At 58.9% G+C, this 15,106-nt stretch carries 18 protein-coding genes and 1 pseudogene; 8 read left to right on the forward strand and 11 right to left on the reverse strand.

Annotation, left to right across the window (positions count from 1 at the left end; genetic code table 11):
- Nucleotides 1–159: 159 nt before the first annotated feature.
- From AC6CIA_RS15690 to AC6CIA_RS15710, 5 genes are all read right to left on the reverse strand, one after another.
- Nucleotides 160–588: a response regulator gene (locus AC6CIA_RS15690; protein ID WP_498313272.1), complete on the reverse strand. Its 429-nt coding sequence runs from the start codon at nt 586–588 to the stop codon at nt 160–162.
- A gap of 247 nt (nt 589–835) precedes the next feature.
- Nucleotides 836–2,167, reverse strand: a complete 1,332-nt coding sequence (locus tag AC6CIA_RS15695; protein WP_498313274.1) for a deoxyguanosinetriphosphate triphosphohydrolase — start codon at nt 2,165–2,167, stop codon at nt 836–838.
- A 317-nt stretch (nt 2,168–2,484) separates the two neighbouring features.
- Nucleotides 2,485–2,826, reverse strand: coding sequence for a hypothetical protein (locus AC6CIA_RS15700; protein WP_084378212.1), 342 nt, complete (start codon nt 2,824–2,826; stop codon nt 2,485–2,487).
- Nucleotides 2,823–3,209: a phage holin family protein gene (locus AC6CIA_RS15705; RefSeq protein WP_084378213.1), complete on the reverse strand. Its 387-nt coding sequence runs from the start codon at nt 3,207–3,209 to the stop codon at nt 2,823–2,825. Before AC6CIA_RS15705 ends, AC6CIA_RS15700 begins: the two co-directional genes overlap by 4 nt.
- A gap of 2 nt (nt 3,210–3,211) precedes the next feature.
- Complete coding sequence (locus tag AC6CIA_RS15710) at nt 3,212–3,526, reverse strand: ElaB/YgaM/YqjD family protein (RefSeq protein WP_498313276.1); 315 nt, start codon at nt 3,524–3,526, stop codon at nt 3,212–3,214.
- Between the two features lie 10 nt (nt 3,527–3,536).
- On the opposite strand from AC6CIA_RS15710, the gene AC6CIA_RS15715 reads away from it, so the two are divergent.
- Together AC6CIA_RS15715 and AC6CIA_RS15720 are read left to right on the forward strand one after the other, a co-directional pair.
- Entirely contained in the window at nt 3,537–3,710 is a 174-nt protein-coding gene (locus tag AC6CIA_RS15715) for a hypothetical protein (protein WP_498313278.1), read from the forward strand.
- Nucleotides 3,711–3,878: 168 nt separating this feature from the next.
- Nucleotides 3,879–5,087, forward strand: coding sequence for an ammonium transporter (locus AC6CIA_RS15720; protein WP_498313280.1), 1,209 nt, complete (start codon nt 3,879–3,881; stop codon nt 5,085–5,087).
- Here AC6CIA_RS15720 and AC6CIA_RS15725 read toward each other — a convergent pair.
- Complete coding sequence (locus AC6CIA_RS15725; RefSeq protein ID WP_498313282.1) at nt 5,074–6,810, reverse strand: cation:proton antiporter; 1,737 nt, start codon at nt 6,808–6,810, stop codon at nt 5,074–5,076. The genes AC6CIA_RS15720 and AC6CIA_RS15725 overlap by 14 nt on opposite strands.
- 145 nt (nt 6,811–6,955) lie before the next feature.
- On the opposite strand from AC6CIA_RS15725, the gene AC6CIA_RS15730 reads away from it, so the two are divergent.
- The 3 genes from AC6CIA_RS15730 to AC6CIA_RS15740 all read left to right on the forward strand — a co-directional run bounded on the left by AC6CIA_RS15730 (nt 6,956) and on the right by AC6CIA_RS15740 (nt 8,567).
- Nucleotides 6,956–7,195, forward strand: coding sequence for a glutaredoxin family protein (locus AC6CIA_RS15730; protein WP_084378273.1), 240 nt, complete (start codon nt 6,956–6,958; stop codon nt 7,193–7,195).
- Between the two features lie 141 nt (nt 7,196–7,336).
- Entirely contained in the window at nt 7,337–7,606 is a 270-nt protein-coding gene (locus AC6CIA_RS15735) for a transcriptional regulator (protein WP_498313284.1), read from the forward strand.
- A gap of 70 nt (nt 7,607–7,676) precedes the next feature.
- Nucleotides 7,677–8,567 carry a pseudouridine synthase gene (locus AC6CIA_RS15740; RefSeq protein WP_498313286.1) on the forward strand — a complete coding sequence of 297 codons (891 nt, stop codon included), beginning with the start codon at nt 7,677–7,679 and terminating at the stop codon, nt 8,565–8,567.
- 67 nt (nt 8,568–8,634) lie between these two features.
- Here AC6CIA_RS15740 and AC6CIA_RS15745 read toward each other — a convergent pair whose 3' ends face one another.
- Together AC6CIA_RS15745 and mobA are read right to left on the reverse strand one after the other, a co-directional pair.
- Nucleotides 8,635–8,856 (reverse strand): YgdI/YgdR family lipoprotein, encoded by a 222-nt coding sequence (locus AC6CIA_RS15745; RefSeq protein WP_339531873.1) that lies wholly within the window; start codon nt 8,854–8,856, stop codon nt 8,635–8,637.
- Between the two features lie 80 nt (nt 8,857–8,936).
- Nucleotides 8,937–9,539, reverse strand: coding sequence for a molybdenum cofactor guanylyltransferase MobA (mobA, locus tag AC6CIA_RS15750; RefSeq protein WP_498313288.1), 603 nt, complete (start codon nt 9,537–9,539; stop codon nt 8,937–8,939).
- 76 nt (nt 9,540–9,615) lie between these two features.
- Between mobA and moaB the strand changes: the two genes are divergently transcribed.
- The 3 genes and pseudogenes from moaB to yegS all read left to right on the forward strand — a co-directional run.
- The gene (gene moaB, locus AC6CIA_RS15755; protein ID WP_498313290.1) at nt 9,616–10,155 is read left to right on the forward strand and encodes a molybdenum cofactor biosynthesis protein B; all 540 of its coding nucleotides are present in this window, start codon (nt 9,616–9,618) and stop codon (nt 10,153–10,155) included.
- Complete coding sequence (locus AC6CIA_RS15760; protein ID WP_498313292.1) at nt 10,139–11,365, forward strand: molybdopterin molybdotransferase MoeA; 1,227 nt, start codon at nt 10,139–10,141, stop codon at nt 11,363–11,365. The genes moaB and AC6CIA_RS15760 overlap by 17 nt, the downstream gene beginning before the upstream one ends.
- Nucleotides 11,366–11,451: 86 nt before the next feature.
- A pseudogene (yegS, locus tag AC6CIA_RS15765) lies at nt 11,452–12,376 on the forward strand (lipid kinase YegS); the annotation flags it as partial.
- Here yegS and AC6CIA_RS15770 read toward each other — a convergent pair.
- The 3 genes from AC6CIA_RS15770 to AC6CIA_RS15780 form a co-directional block, all read right to left on the reverse strand.
- Nucleotides 12,338–12,997, reverse strand: a complete 660-nt coding sequence (locus AC6CIA_RS15770; protein WP_498313294.1) for a response regulator — start codon at nt 12,995–12,997, stop codon at nt 12,338–12,340. The pseudogene yegS and the gene AC6CIA_RS15770 overlap by 39 nt on opposite strands.
- Nucleotides 12,994–13,887 carry a sensor histidine kinase gene (locus AC6CIA_RS15775; protein ID WP_498313366.1) on the reverse strand — a complete coding sequence of 298 codons (894 nt, stop codon included), beginning with the start codon at nt 13,885–13,887 and terminating at the stop codon, nt 12,994–12,996. The genes AC6CIA_RS15770 and AC6CIA_RS15775 overlap by 4 nt, the downstream gene beginning before the upstream one ends.
- 452 nt (nt 13,888–14,339) lie before the next feature.
- Nucleotides 14,340–14,786: a hypothetical protein gene (locus AC6CIA_RS15780; RefSeq protein WP_498313295.1), complete on the reverse strand. Its 447-nt coding sequence runs from the start codon at nt 14,784–14,786 to the stop codon at nt 14,340–14,342.
- Nucleotides 14,787–15,106 lie beyond the last annotated feature (320 nt).

A 15,106-nucleotide genomic window follows, 5' to 3' on the forward strand; every position in this document is an offset into this window, starting at 1 on the left:
TCTTAGCTGCTGTGTAAGAGTTTTCTGGGTGAAAGGTTATGACGTTTAAGTGAGGCGTACAGTGGTCTTACAAATGCGATATTTCGTAGGATCTGACGTTTAATGTCCTACGTATAACATTTAAAAGTGAGTTGGCTCGCGCTGGCCCTTTACGTCGGATTAATGAAGCGTGGCAGAAAACAGTTTTTGATTCGATGCAAGCCCGGAGTTGCGAATGATCTTGATCCACGCCTCTTTATTCAGGGGTTTGGCCAGATAACCGAGCAACGGGATGTTACGGTTTACTGCCTGGGTTTTCAGGCTTTCCAGTTCGATGACGGGAAGCCCGCTTAACAATATGGCGCGTTTGATAAAACCCGCGCGGTTGGCTATTTCTATCAGCTCAAGTCCGCTCAGGTCGGGCAGGCATTGATCGCAGATCATGACGTCGAAGGGTATTTCGGTGTGTGCCATCAACTTGATCGCCTGTTCTGCATTTTCAGTGGGCGTCAATTGATTGAATCCAAAACTGTTGAGCAGGCTTTGGATCGCCAGAAGTTGGAAGGGATGATCCTCCACCAGCAGGATGCGCAACTGTTGTTCGAGCATAGGTAGTTCCGTGGGAGTCGCTCATGCTGGAATGGCTCCAGGCAAGTCTTGTATCGGCACGGCCTGTCAGCCGGTCGCCGATCTCTTGTTGAGCTGTAGGTATGTAGGATCTGCACGCTATAGCAGATAAGACTTCGGGGATTATTCACTGAAGGTTTGGGGCGGAGCGATCAGTTTGCTCTGGTCCCAACGTAGGCAGTTTCTTTGGCATGAATGCCCTGCCAGGACAATCTGGCAGGGCGGCAATTTATTGGGGGCTTGAGCGCCCGGTCATCTCGCGCGCCATCTCGCTGGCATAGCTGTCGGTCATGCCCGCAATGAAATCAATCATGCGCAGGAATGAACGATGCAGCGGCCAGTCCGGATGCGGGGCGCTGTTACCCAGCAAGTCGAGGATTCGTCTGTTCTTGAAAGATGGCGTGCGGCCGCCATGTTGCTCCAGTGCGGCGCCGCAGAAGGCATTCAGGAGAATTTCCAGGGTGGTATAGGCGCCAATTTCATGCAGCGTCTTACGTTTGTCCTGGAAGATCTTCTTGCGCGCCATGTCCTTGGCATTGAGTACGCAACGTTTGGCGGGGCCATGCATATGTTCCACCAGGTCACCTTGCAGGGTGCCGGCCAGCAACGCTGACTGCTGTTCGACGAAGGCCCGTGCCGCGGCGTTGGTCAAGTGTTCGATGGCCTTGCCACGCAGGATCGCCAGCTTGCGTCGCCGGGAGTCTTGCGGGCCCAGTTGCCGATATGTCTCTGGCAAATCATCGCCCACCAGATTCAACAGCAGCGATTCGACTTCGGCGTATTCCAGGAGATCCATCTCAAGGCCGTCTTCCAGATCGATCAAGGCGTAGCAAATATCATCGGCGGCCTCCATCAAGTAGACCAGCGGATGGCGCGCCCAGCGTTGCTCTTCGAGTTGCGGCAGACCCAGTTTCTGGGCGATTTGTTCAAGGATCGGCAGCTCGCTCTGGTAGCAGCCGAACTTGTGTTTCTTGTAGCCCAGTGAATCGGCATGGCGAGCGGTCCAGGGATACTTCAGGTATGTCCCGAGGGTCGCGTAGGTCAGGCGGGTGCCACCGTCGAACTGGTGGTATTCCAACTGCGTCAGCACCCGGAAGCCTTGGGCATTGCCTTCGAAGTTGAGGAAGTCATTGCGCTCGGCGCTGCTCATGTCATCCAGCCAACCGCGCCCCGCTGCCTGCTGGAACCAGTGGCGAATTGCGTCTTCACCGGAATGGCCGAACGGTGGATTGCCGATGTCGTGCGCCAGGCAGGCAGATTGCACCACCATGCCCAGGTCGCTGGGGTCGCACCAGTCGGGCAGGGCGCTGCGAATGGTTTCGCCGACACGCATGCCCAGCGAGCGACCGACACAGCTGACCTCCAGGGAATGAGTCAGCCTGGTATGGATATGGTCGTTGCTCGTGACCGGGTGGACCTGGGTCTTGCGGCCCAGGCGGCGGAAGGCTCCAGAGAAAATGATCCGGTCATGGTCTTTATGAAAGGGGCTGCGACCCAGTTCTTGCGGGCTATGCAGGGATTTTCCAAGGCGTTCGCGGGTAAGCAGGGTGGGCCAATCCAAAGCGTGGTTTCTCCGTGCGGTGAATGACGCCCACCAGCTTCCCGGTTCGGCCCGCCGGGAGCAAGCGAAAAACGACACGCCAGTGGCATCAATAACGATTAACAGTAAACGCTGACCGTTGTCGAAGAATTGCCCTGCTGGATGACGGTACTGATGGGGCGTCGCGTGGCGGTAGGGGCTGGCAAGAATCAGGTGGGTTTAAACATAGCGACGCCGCGACTCATGCCAGTCGGTTAAGCCAAATTCCTGTGGGAGCGGCCGCTCCCACAGGCTCCGCTACTGGACTGATGCGCCTGCAGCTATGTAGCCAGCGTCGGTCAGCGCTTGCGACCAGCGCCCTGCATGGCCAATTTGATCAAGGGAATGAGGCCGGCACTGAGTCGCACCAGGCGAGTCATGGTGCTCAGACTGCCACCCTTGGCCCCTTTGCCGGTGAGAAACCCCAGCACGGTCACGGCCGCCACGCCCCACAGCGGCGCATGCTTGAGGCCGAAGCCGTCTTGCCAGCTCTGGCCCATATTGCGCACTTTTTGCAGCGGTAGCAGCAGTTGCTGGGACTCGTGGCGAATTTCCTGGCGGTGCATTTCCATGCGCAAGCGAATCAACGCCTTGCGCATTTCGCGCCGGGAGTTGGTCTGCGGCAGTTCAGTCCGGCTCATGGCAACAGGCGCTCCCGATCATTGGCCAACTCTTCGAGTGTGGCGTGGAAAGGTGTGGATTCATCAAACACCGCAGCCTTCAAGCGCACTCCACAAAACGCTGCGGCCAGTACGTAGAAGACACAGAGACTGATGATCCCTGCCAGGCGATGGGTGTCCCATACCAGAATCATTACCAGTGCCGACAAGCCCACCAGTAACAGAAGGGCAAATACCAGAGCCAGGCCAGCGAACAGCAGCAGGCTGACGGTACGTGCTTTCTGTTCCTGCAGCTCGATGCCGAACAATTCGACATGGCTGTGCAGCAAGCCCAGAACCGCTGCACCCAGGCGCCGTGAGGAAGAACTTGGGCCCGTGGACGAGCCGGATTCACCGATAGCCATGATTAGCGCCTTGTGGCCAGCAGGCCAATCAGAAACCCGACGCCGGCGGCAATGCCGACGGACTGCCAAGGATTGGCCTGGACATAATCTTCGGTGGCGGTGACCGCCGCCTTGCCGCGCTCGCGCAAGGAGTCTTCGGTCAGTTTCAGGGTTTCGCGGGCCTGGAGCAGGCTATCGTGAATTTTTGAACGCAGCTCATCTGCCTGGTCACCCGCCAGTACCGCTGTATCGTCAAGCAGCTTCTCGGTATCGCTGACGAGGGTCTGGAAATCTTCCATCAATATTGCTTGAGCTGTCTTTGCCTTTTCGCTAGCCATGATTATCTCCATGAGTGGCTGGTGGGTACTTTTGCAATGGTTTTGGTTTCGAGTCACCGGCATCGGTGAAGGTTCATTGCAATCGCCTGGTACAGCTTTTGCTATGCCTTGGTGCGCAAACCCTGAGCTTGCGCTGAATCCGGGCGGTTTCGGCCAAGGCCTTGAAAAACCTTACCCTAAATAACTAAAACCCGTGGAAAAACCCGGCAGTCATTGTCTTTTCCAAGCGTCGCTGCACTAAAGCGGTTCAGGCTCTTTGACGAGCATGAAACGTCAGGTGCCAATTTAGTGCGCGATCATTGGCAATGAACTGATTTGGTGCTTTTCCTGAACTGCAGGCCTGCCAACTTCCATGGAAAATGTGCAAAGCGCGGTGGACATACTGGTCCATAGTTCCAATACCCTGTTCATACTGATCGGCGCGGTGATGGTTTTGGCCATGCACGCCGGCTTCGCGTTTCTCGAGGTCGGGACCGTCAGGCAGAAAAACCAAGTCAATGCACTGTCGAAAATTCTCAGTGACTTTGCTGTCTCGACCCTCGCTTATTTCTTTATAGGCTATTGGATTTCTTACGGGGTCAGTTTCATGCAGCCGGCCGCGGTGCTCAGTGCCGATCACGGTTACGGCCTGGTGAAATTCTTTTTCCTGTTGACCTTCGCGGCGGCCATTCCGGCGATCATTTCCGGTGGGATTGCCGAGCGTGCGCGATTTGCTCCGCAGTTGTGCGCCACCGCGTTGATCGTGGCGTTTATCTACCCGTTTTTCGAGGGCATTGCATGGAACGGCAATTTCGGTGTGCAAGACTGGTTGCTGGCGACATTCGGTGCCACGTTTCATGATTTTGCCGGCTCCGTAGTGGTCCACGCCATGGGCGGGTGGCTGGCATTGGCGGCGGTATTGTTGCTCGGGCCGCGCCAGGGCCGTTACCGGGAAGGGCGACTGGTGGCGTTCGCGCCGTCGAGCATTCCTTTCCTGGCATTGGGCTCGTGGATTTTGATTGTCGGCTGGTTCGGCTTCAACGTGATGAGCGCGCAAACCTTGTCTGGCGTAAGCGGGTTGGTTGCGGTCAATTCGCTGATGGCGATGGTCGGTGGCACCGTGGCGGCGTTGGTGATCGGGCGTAACGACCCGGGCTTTTTGCACAATGGTCCGCTGGCCGGCCTGGTAGCGATTTGTGCGGGGTCCGACCTGATGCATCCCGTAGGTGCGCTGGTGACCGGCGTGATCGCGGGCGGCTTGTTCGTCTGGTGCTTCATTGCGGCCCAGAACCGGTGGAAGATCGATGATGTGCTGGGCGTCTGGCCATTGCATGGATTGTGCGGAGTCTGGGGCGGGGTTGCCTGTGGGATTTTCGGGCAAAGTGCCTTGGGCGGGCTGGGCGGCGTGAGCCTCATCAGTCAGTTGATCGGCACCGCACTGGGAGTGGCCGTAGCCCTGGCCGGTGGATTGTTGGTGTATGGCCTGATCAAGTGCATCAGCGGCCTGCGCTTGACTCAGGAAGAGGAGTACTACGGCGCGGACTTGTCGATCCACAAGATTGGCGCTGTCAGTCAGGATTGATGGGGGGCTCGCGGTCGGCGTTGCTCTTGCGGTAGAAACCGTGAAGCAGGCTGTAGCGGTTGTGCCGTACCTGGTCGACGCGGTCCCGCACTTGCTGGTCCGGCAGTCCCAGCATGATCAGTGCATGCGAGGCGAGCATCAGGCTCGACTCCAACAGCTCGGGCACTACTTCGCTGGCCCCGGCGGCTTTCAGCTCTGTCAGTTGACTGTCGTCGCGGGTGCGGACCAGGATCGGCACCTTGTGGTTGAGCCGTCGCGCTTCCTTGAGGATGGCCAACGCAACGTCCGTGTTGTCCACGGCGATTACCACCAGTCGCGCGCGCTCAAGGCCCACCGCACTGAGCAGCGCGCCGCGGCGACAATCACCATAATGCACGCTGCTTTCTTCGGTCGTGGCTTCCTGGACGCGCTCCGGGTCGTCGTCCAGGGCGATGAACGCATGGTGTTCGCTGCGCAGGAAACGTCCGATGGATTGGCCGACCCGGCCATAGCCGCAGATCAGCACATGCCCTTGCAGTTCGGCGTTGAGGGCGGTGATTTCTTCCAGTCGGACTTGTTGGTTGGGCGCGCGGTGCAGGCGCAGCGCGAGGCCCGGAGCGGCCCGGAGCAGCAAGGGCGTCAGCAACATCGAGCAAAAGGTCGCCGCCAGCAGCAAGCCGCTGTATTCGGTAGGCAGCAGATTGCTCAACTGCATCTGTGCCATCAGCGCGAAGCAGAACTCACCCCCTTGCGCCAAAGCCAGACCGCTGCGCCAGGCGGTTTCACTGTCGCTGCCCCGCAGTTTGACCAGCAGGGCCACGATGCCGCCCTTGATCAACATCAGGGCGAGGGTCAGCCCGAGAATCTGCAGGCTGTGGCTGACGAACAGTTGCAAGTCGATCAGCATGCCGATACTGACAAAAAACAGTCCCAGCAGAATGTCTCGAAACGGACGGATATCCGCTTCGATCTGGTGCCGGTAATGGCTTTCTCCCAATAACATCCCGGCCAGGAATGCGCCGAGGGCAGGGGACAGGCCCAGCAGGTGCGTCAGCCACGCCGTAAGCAGCACGATGACCAGGGCCAACAGCACGAACAGCTCTGCCGAATGAGAGGCGGCTACTTCGTGAAACAGGCGCGGCAACAACCAACGGCTGGCAAACAGTAAGCCCAGAAACAGCACCGCGGTTTTACCCAGTGTGACCGGCAGTGCCCAGTACCAGGCGTGATCACTGTTGCCGGCGAACACCGGAACCAGGGTCAACAACAGTACCGCCACCACGTCCTGGAACAACAGCACGCCGATTGCATTTTGGCCGTGGCTGCTGAAAATCTCCCCGAGACTGGTCAGCTCCTTGCTGACAATTGCGGTCGACGATAATGCCAGCCCGGCTCCCAGTAACAGGGCTACCGTGGGGGACAGCCCCATCAAGATCAGCAAGCCCCCCAGCAACAATCCACAACACAGCACTTGCAAGCTGCCCAGGCCAAATACCACCCGGCGCAAGGCGAGCATTTTCGTCAGGGAAAACTCCAGGCCCAGGGAGAACAGCAGGAATACCACGCCCAGCTCGGCGAGGTCCGGCAGGTCTTCACTGTCATTCACCCAGTCGAGGGCGGTGGGGCCAATGGCCAGGCCCACGCACAGATAGCCGAGCACCGGGGGCAGTTGCAGCCGCCTGAAGAGTGCAATGACCACCAGGGATGAGGCAAGAATGATCAGCAGGTTGGCAAACACAGACATCTCCGTTGGGAACTGCGGCAAAACGCCACGAGCATCGCTGACTGAGTGATAGGCCATGCTGATCTGAATCAGCTGTCTGTCCTGACTCGACGAGGTTTTTCCAGCGGCCTAGAATAAACGCCTGTTCCTATTGGGTTTGTTCATCATGCCTCCTGAATGCCAGCTGTTCACCACCCTGGGTTGCCATCTCTGCGAACTCGCGGAAGAAGAACTCATGCCGTTGGTCGAGCACGGGCTGCTGGTGGAGTTGGTCGACATTGCCGATTCCGAAGCCTTGTTCGAAGCCTACGGATTGCGTATTCCCGTGCTGCGCCGGGTCGATACGGGAGCGGAACTGGGATGGCCCTTCGACACCGAGCAAGTGGTCGCCTTTCTTCTAGGCTAGCGCTATTCCATTGGCGGGTTGCTGATTATTCGGGTACTGTATGTTTGTACAGCGCTTGAGTGAGAGGGAACGCCCGTGGTGAATGTCGAACAATTGAAAAGCAGCGTCAATCGCATGTCTGTCGATGTGGTGTAAGATGCGGTGCAGGAGTTGCGCCTCGATGGCCTGGTCACTGAGGGCAAGACGCCGTTCAACAAAGTGCATTTTAATACGTGCTTTGCGGAAATCGAGGCATTGTTCCAACGCGCCGGTTACCACAAACAGCTGGATGTAGTCGGCTATCAAGGCTTGTTGTACGCGCTGTACGATCCTGGCCGCTGGGAGGCGGTGGATGTGCTGCGTTGGCTCAAGGAGTTTACCGAGGCCGCGAGCGCGTCGGCGCTGCGGCGGGCCGAGCGGGTCAAGGCTTGAGATTTTCCAGGCTTGGCGCGGATTGATGAGGGATAATGCTCGTCTGTACTTTCAAGCTCTGAGCATTCGCATGTCCGATACCGGTTTTTCCGCTTCACAGAACCAGGCCAGCACCTTGTACCTGCCGCCTGGCCCCTGGGCGACCGTGCTGGATTGCCTTTGCGGGCACTTTCGCGCCATTGGCCGTGAACAATGGCTGGACCGTATTGCCCGTGGTCGTGTGCTCGATGGGAATGGTCTGCCAATTACCGCAGACCTGCCCTACAAGGAAGGCCTGCGCATCCACTACTTTCGCGAAGTGCCGGATGAGAAGCCGATTCCCGTACAGGAGAAGATTCTGTACGCCGATGAGCATCTGGTGGTGGCGGACAAACCGCACTTCCTGCCCGTCACGCCGGCGGGCGAGTATGTCGAACAGACCTTGCTGCGGCGTTTGATCCGTCGCCTGGACAACCCGGCGCTGGTGCCGCTGCACCGCATTGATCGCCACACGGCGGGGCTGGTGCTGTTTTCCGCCAATCCCCGCACACGCTCGGCGTATCAGCAACTGTTTCCGACTCGCCAGATCGACAAGTACTACGAAGCCATTGCCCCGGCATTACCTGGGCTGACGTTCCCCCTGGTTCACAAAAGTCGCTTGGTGGATGGCGAGCCCTTTTTCCGCATGCAGGAAGGGCCGGGCGCAAGCAACACGGAAACAGCGGTGGAGGTTCGCGAAAAAAACGCCGGCCTATGGCGCTACGGTCTGTTTCCGGTGACCGGCAAGAAGCATCAGTTGCGGGTGCATATGACCGCGCTGGGGGCGAGTATCTGTAATGATCCGTTCTATCCCGATGTCATCAAGGACGCCGAGGATGACTATGCCAATCCGCTCAAGCTGCTGGCCCAAGGCGTGCGTTTCATGGATCCGGTGAGTGGGACAGAGCGCAGCTTCAGCAGTGAAATCATCCTTGAGTGGTGATCGGCTCCAGGCGCCAGATACAACGAAGCCCGCTAAAAAGCGGGCTTCGTTGTATCTGCATCAGGACTTACAGGTCCTTAACGGTGCGAACCTGATCCTTGTTGATCCGGGTGCGCTTGCCATCAAGTTGTTCGAATTCGTAGAAACCGGAGTCTTCGTCGAACTGAGGGGTATCGACGGCCTGGATTTCGCGACCGTCATTCAGGGTGATCACTGTTGGCGAGGCGCAACCGGCAAGGGTAGCGAGGCCCAGTGCAAGCATGAAAGCGGCGATGGTCCGTTGGGTCATGAGTCTGTCTCCGAGAGAATTCTGTTTTGATTACCGAACGTGTGACGTATGGAACGCGGGCAAAGTTCCTTGTACAAGCCTCATTCTGACACGCTGGGCCGGGTGTGCAACAACTCTGGTGTGTTGAAATTGTCCAGGCGCGGATCATTTTCCGCGCAAACCAGGGCCTGGGCGCCCAGTTGCAACAGGATCTGCCGCGGGCTGCGCTCTCCGGCCTGCCAGGCGTTTTCAATGCGCGCGCGAAGCTGTGTCGGAATGACGCAGAGCAAGGGTTCCCAAAAGTCACCGTGCCGCAGCATCAAGGGCACCTGTGGATGTTGCCGGGCTTGTTCGAGCATGGCGTTCAACAGCGCTGCGTCGATTTGCGGCACATCGCAGGGCAACACCAGCAAGTGTGCATGGCGAGCTGCTGCCAGCCCGGCCCGGATGCCGGCGAGCGGGCCCGGAAAGTCGGGGCTGTCATCGCCGACCAGGCGATCGCCGTAGGCAGCGTACTGTGGCTGATTACGGTTGCAGGAGATGATCAAGTCATCCGTCAATGGCCGCACCAGACGATGCAGGTAGGCAATCAGCGGTTGTCCTTGCCAGTCAAGCAAACCTTTGTCTTGACCGCCCATGCGCTGGCCACGACCGCCGGCCAGCAGCAGGATCGAGCAGGGAATGAGGGAAGAATCGAGTGACATGACGGCTCCGCTGCGGCAGTGAAATAGGGGGCTGTGATATAACATCGGGCTGTTTCTTCGACAACCGGACCAAGCCATGAAAGCCAAGGCTGATGCGCCTTTCGTACCTCTGAATATTGCTGTGCTGACTGTCAGCGATACCCGCACCCTGGAAACCGATACCTCCGGGCAGGTCTTTGTAGACCGTCTGCTCGCTGCCGGTCACCGTCTGGCCGAGCGGGTGCTGCTCAAAGATGACCTCTATAAAATCCGCGCGCAAGTCGCCCACTGGATCGCCGAGGAGGTGGTGCAGGTGGTGTTGATCACGGGCGGCACCGGCTTCACCGGTCGCGACAGTACTCCGGAAGCCGTGAGTTGTTTGTTGGACAAGCAAGTGGATGGCTTTGGTGAGCTGTTCCGGCAAATCTCGGTGGCCGATATCGGCACCTCCACCGTGCAGTCGCGAGCGTTGGCCGGGTTGGCCAATGGCACTCTGGTGTGCTGCCTGCCAGGCTCCACCAATGCGGTGCGTACCGGTTGGGACGGGATTCTCGCCGAGCAGTTGGATGCGCGTCATCGCCCGTGCAATTTCGTCGCGCATCTGAAGCAGGCCGCGCCCTGTGAATCCCGTGGATAAGCCCGGCAAGAGCGACGCCCTGATGCCGCTGGAGGACGCTCTTGAGCGCTTGCTGGCGATGGCCGGAGCGGCGCCGATCAGCGAGCAGGAACGCCTGCCGCTGGCTGAATGCGACGGCCGCGTGCTGGCCCAGGCACTGATTTCCACGCTCGACCTGCCGCCCTGGCCCAACAGTGCCATGGACGGTTATGCGTTGCGCTTGGCCGATTGGGCGGGCGAGCCCCTGGTGGTGAGCCAGCGGATTTTCGCGGGTGCTGCACCTGAGCCGTTGGCGCCGGGCACGTGCGCGCGGATCTTCACCGGCGCGCCGGTGCCGCTGGGCGCCGATTGCGTGGAGATGCAAGAAAACGCCGAGGTCCAGGCGGATCAGCGGGTGGTTTTTACCCAAGCGTTGCGTATCGACCAGAACATCCGGCCACAGGGCCAGGAAACCACGGTGGGCGAAGCAGTCTTGCCCGCCGGTACACGACTCGGCCCGATCGAGCTGGGTCTTGCCGCCTCCCTGGGGCGCGATCAACTGGAGGTGGTGCGACGCGTCCGTGTGGCGGTGTTGTCTACCGGTGACGAATTGGTCGAGCCGGGCCTGCCACTCGGCCCGGGGCAGATCTATAACAGTAATCGACGCCTGCTGTGCAGTTGGCTGGCGCGCCTCGGGTGTGAGGTGCTCGATGCCGGCATCCTGCCCGACGATCTGCAGCAGACTCGTACCCGGTTGGCGGCGTTGGATTCGGTAGACCTGATTTTGTCCACTGGCGGTGTTTCGGTAGGCGAGGCCGACTTTCTCGGCGTGGCGCTGCGCGAGGAGGGCGAGCTGGCGTTGTGGAAGCTGGCGATCAAGCCTGGCAAGCCCCTGACAGTCGGTCACTTCCAGGGCGTGCCGGTGATCGGCTTGCCGGGCAATCCGGCCTCCACGCTGGTGACGTTCGCCTTGCTGGCCCGGCCGTATCTGTTGCGTCGGCAAGGCGTCGAAGCGGTGCAGCCACTGAGCTTTGAAGTGCCGGTGGGTTTTACCTGGCCCAAACCGGGTAATCGTCGTGAGTATTTGCGCGGACGCCTCGAGCGCGGGCGCGCGATTATCTACCGCAACCAGAGCTCCGGCGTCTTGCGCAGTGCCGCGTGGGCCGAAGGCTTGGTGGAAGTGCTGGAAGGCACGACGTTGGACGAGGGGGACCGCGTCAACTTCATACCTTTGAGCGAAGTGTTGGGTTGATGAATTAATTCGTCGCCAATGGCTTTTTTTCCACTCTTGAAGGTCAACATTGCTCAGGTCCCTTTGAACGACAGGAGCATCACCCCATGAGCAAGCCCAAGGCATTGTTGATTCTGCACGGCAAGCAAGCCCTCAATGAGGACGTGCGGGCGGCCGTGCAAGGCAAGCGTGAACAGGGTTGGGAGCTTGCGGTACGGGTGACGTGGGAGGGCGGCGATGCGCAACGCTTGGTGGGCGAGGCACTGGAGGCCGGTTATACGCGGCTGATTGCCGGCGGCGGCGACGGAACCCTGCGCGATGTGGCCGAAGCCATGGCCCAGGCCAAGACCGAAGCCAGCCTGGTGCTGATGCCCTTGGGCACCGCCAATGACTTTGCACGTGCCGCCGGTGTGCCGCTGGAGCCTGATCAGGCCCTCGCGCTACTGGATGTGCCAGCGCGTGCGATCGATCTGGGACAGGTCGGCGGGCAGGTTTTTCTGAATATGGCTACCGGCGGTTTTGGCAGTCAGATCACCGCGAATACGTCCGAGGACTTGAAAAAAGTGCTGGGTGGGGCGGCTTATCTGTTTACCGGTTTGTCCCGCTTCAGCGAATTGCACGCGGCTTATGGCGAATTGCAGGGGCCGGATTTCCATTGGTGCGGCGACCTGCTGGCCTTGGGCATCGGCAATGGACGTCAGGCCGGCGGTGGGCATGAATTATGTCCGGGCGCCCTGGCGGACGATGGCTTGCTGGATATCAGCATTCTGCCCGCGCCTCAGGAAGTGGTCGGCACCCTGCGTAGCCTGATGACTGACGGTTGGGGGCTGGACAACCTGTTTGTCCGCGCCCGGTTGCCCTGGGTTGAAATCAAGGTCTCCGAAGGGCTCGATATCAACCTCGACGGCGAGCCACTCAGCGGCAATGACTTGCGGTTTGAAGTGTTGCCCGGCGCACTGAACGTCCACCTGCCCGTGGATTCACCGTTGCTGGCTAGTCGTCGAGACTGATGATCTGCTCGCGCACGGCAAACAACACCAGGCCCGCGATGTCGAAGATCTGCAAGCGTTTCATGATTTGCGAGCGATGGGCTTCCACAGTCTTGATGCTCAGGCCCAGGCCGTTGGCGATCTCCCGGGTGGATTTGCCGCGCACGATCAGCCGCAGGATTTCCAGCTGCCGCGCTGTCAGGTTGTGGTTATGCACGGGCGGCATAATCTCGGTTTGATTACGGGTCAGCGCCTGGTTGATGACCGTGTGGGCGATCGCAGGGCTCAAATAGCGCTCGTTATTGCGCAGCGCTTGCAAAGCGTGCTCCAGCTCGTTGGCGGTGGTGTCCTTGAGCAGGTAGCCATGGGCGCCTGATTCCAGGGCGCGCATGATCAGTTCCGGGTCGGTGTGCATCGACAGGATCAGCACTTTGCTCTTGGGATAGGCGTGCTTGAGTTGCTGCAGGACATCCAGGCCGCTGGTATGTTTCATCGACAAGTCCAGCAGCACGATATCCGGTTGCAGCGTCCGGAACTGTTGCAGTACTTGCGCACCGTCGTCGGCCTCGCCGATCACTGCGTAATCGGGAAGGTCCATGACCAGTGCGCGCACCCCGGCCCGTATCAATGCGTGGTCATCCACCAGCAGTAAGTTGCAGATCACTCTAGAACCTTATGGGGGTTGGCCCGTTCGAGGACGCGCGGAGCCCAGGGGAAAAGCGCTTCGATCCGTGTTCCTTTGCCCGGTTGGCTAATGACAGATAACTGGCCGCCCAGTTGGTCAACCCGCTCGGCCATGCCGGCCATGCCTCGCTGTCCTTCCCGGCCAGGATTGACGGCGGGTGAAAACCCTTCACCGTCATCGCTGATAAACAGCGACAGGCCCTCGGGCTGGCGTTGCAGGCGTACCAGCAGGTTACGCGCCTGCGCATGGCGCAGCATGTTGGTCACTGCTTCCTGGGTGATGCGAAAGGCCGCCACGGCTGTCTCTTCGGAAATGCCGTTCAGCCGCTGCTGGCATTCCAGGCTCCAGTGGACTGACGTATGTTCCAGCGTCTTGAGCAGATGCGCCCGCAGACTTGCCTCCAAACCCAGGCTGGCCAGTTGCCGTGGATTGAGAATGGCGGAAACGTCCCGCACCTTGGCCAGGGTTTCGTTCAAGGTAGTGCACAGCACGGCGCAGGGTTCTCGAAGCTCTTCCGGCAAGCGGCGCTTGAGCCAGTCGCTTTGCAGCTTGGCAGCGGTCAGTAATTGGCCGATGTCGTCGTGCAATTCGCGACTGAGACGGTGGCGTTCGTTTTCCTGGACTTGCAGCAGCCGGTCGGCCAACTCCTGGGGTTGGAACTTGATGGCCTTGCGCGAACGCCACTGTTGCAAGCCGATAGCGGCGAGGATCGCCAGGTTGAGGATCAGCACGGCGATTGGCAGCGGAGCGGAGTGTGCGTAGGCCCACAGGCTGCCCAGGGCCGCGCTGATACACAGACCGAGCGTCATCCAGCGTGCATTGCGTCGGGACACGGACCTTGCAATGAGGGACTTGAGACTGGCATGCATAACGGTTGGAGCCAATGGATGTTCGCTGCGGGTAGAAGACCGGTCACGAAGTTCGGCCGGGCGCTGTTTGGAAAACACGTGCAGGGCATGATCCGATTCGGGTCGACATGGCGTTGAGTTCGATGGGCACGCGAGGTGCGTTTCATGTTTTCTTGCATCATGAAGTTCGGTGACCCAAGCGCGGTATGGTACCACTAACCATTGCCATTGGTCGCCCGGTGCTGTTCTCGAAAGCTCTCACGGATCAACAAGGGGCGGCTGAATAGGCGTTCCGTTAGAGTTTCGCTGAATAACTTATATGTTTCATCTTGTGTTGTGTCGTTATTGCCCGAGCATATCCATCTTCTGTTTTTCTCGAGGCGTACTGATGGGTGATTTAGTTGTCGTTTTCAGATACCTGCAGCGTCGTATACGACATCTGCAGATATCGATGAATTAAATTTGAAAAAGAGTCAGGAGGTGTGTGAAAGCGTTTGTCGAGCGGGGGACTCGAGGTCTATTTGTGGAATCTGTTGGATTGCCGTTGCAATCAATGCTGTTTGTTCGTTTTCATCGAGGCTGAGTTTGCCGGTCTGGGGGTCGATCAATTCCAGTTGCCAAGCCACCAGGTTCAGGCAGTCGTGTAGCGCCTTCAGGGCTTCATCGTGGAGCAGCAAGGGCTTGCGGGCGTTGTTGATCAAACTCAGCAGACGCCATGAGAATGCGCCGATGGCGCCCAATGTCATGGCGTCGGCTTTTTCCGCCAGCTTGAGCAGGCTGCTTTTGAGGCACTCGATGGCGTCGTTATCGTTGCGGAACTGGCGCAGGTGACTCAAGCACTCTTCAGACTTGGTCAGCAGCATTTCAGCCTCCAGAAGGAATTCGGGAAGTGTGTCTTGCCACTCTTTACCGCTGTTCATCAGGAAAGTCTCCACAACATACGGTCAGATGATGAGACATCACACCTGGGCAAGGGCTGTAAGCTACCGTTGAAATATGACCGGAATTTGTAGTTTTTTCTGATTTTTTCGTAGTGCGTATATTGAGCTGATCAGCGCCGCGACGCGTGTCCCTGAGGGCAGTTGAACTAACGATGGTTGCCAAGGCGTAAGTGCCTGGAAGGCCTATGGGCCGTGGGCTTGCGATAGCAAACAAAAGCCTGACTCCATTCATTGCAATGAGAATGGCGTCACATTAATGGCTATTGGATATTGCGAATATCAGGTTAGGCCTGATTGCG

This window comes from Pseudomonas sp. GQ91 (genome assembly GCF_059758795.1).

Coding starts and splice junctions, on each gene's coding strand:
- AC6CIA_RS15690 (WP_498313272.1), bottom strand. CDS start 588: ATGCTCGAACAACAGTTGCGCATCCTGCTGGTGGAGGATCATCCCTTC.
- AC6CIA_RS15700 (WP_084378212.1), bottom strand. CDS start 2,826: ATGAGCCGGACTGAACTGCCGCAGACCAACTCCCGGCGCGAAATGCGC.
- AC6CIA_RS15705 (WP_084378213.1), bottom strand. CDS start 3,209: ATGGCTATCGGTGAATCCGGCTCGTCCACGGGCCCAAGTTCTTCCTCA.
- AC6CIA_RS15710 (WP_498313276.1), bottom strand. CDS start 3,526: ATGGCTAGCGAAAAGGCAAAGACAGCTCAAGCAATATTGATGGAAGAT.
- AC6CIA_RS15715 (WP_498313278.1), top strand. CDS start 3,537: ATGAGTGGCTGGTGGGTACTTTTGCAATGGTTTTGGTTTCGAGTCACC.
- AC6CIA_RS15720 (WP_498313280.1), top strand. CDS start 3,879: ATGGAAAATGTGCAAAGCGCGGTGGACATACTGGTCCATAGTTCCAAT.
- AC6CIA_RS15725 (WP_498313282.1), bottom strand. CDS start 6,810: ATGTCTGTGTTTGCCAACCTGCTGATCATTCTTGCCTCATCCCTGGTG.
- AC6CIA_RS15730 (WP_084378273.1), top strand. CDS start 6,956: ATGCCTCCTGAATGCCAGCTGTTCACCACCCTGGGTTGCCATCTCTGC.
- AC6CIA_RS15740 (WP_498313286.1), top strand. CDS start 7,677: ATGTCCGATACCGGTTTTTCCGCTTCACAGAACCAGGCCAGCACCTTG.
- AC6CIA_RS15745 (WP_339531873.1), bottom strand. CDS start 8,856: ATGACCCAACGGACCATCGCCGCTTTCATGCTTGCACTGGGCCTCGCT.
- mobA (WP_498313288.1), bottom strand. CDS start 9,539: ATGTCACTCGATTCTTCCCTCATTCCCTGCTCGATCCTGCTGCTGGCC.
- moaB (WP_498313290.1), top strand. CDS start 9,616: ATGAAAGCCAAGGCTGATGCGCCTTTCGTACCTCTGAATATTGCTGTG.
- AC6CIA_RS15775 (WP_498313366.1), bottom strand. CDS start 13,887: ATGCATGCCAGTCTCAAGTCCCTCATTGCAAGGTCCGTGTCCCGACGC.
- AC6CIA_RS15780 (WP_498313295.1), bottom strand. CDS start 14,786: ATGAACAGCGGTAAAGAGTGGCAAGACACACTTCCCGAATTCCTTCTG.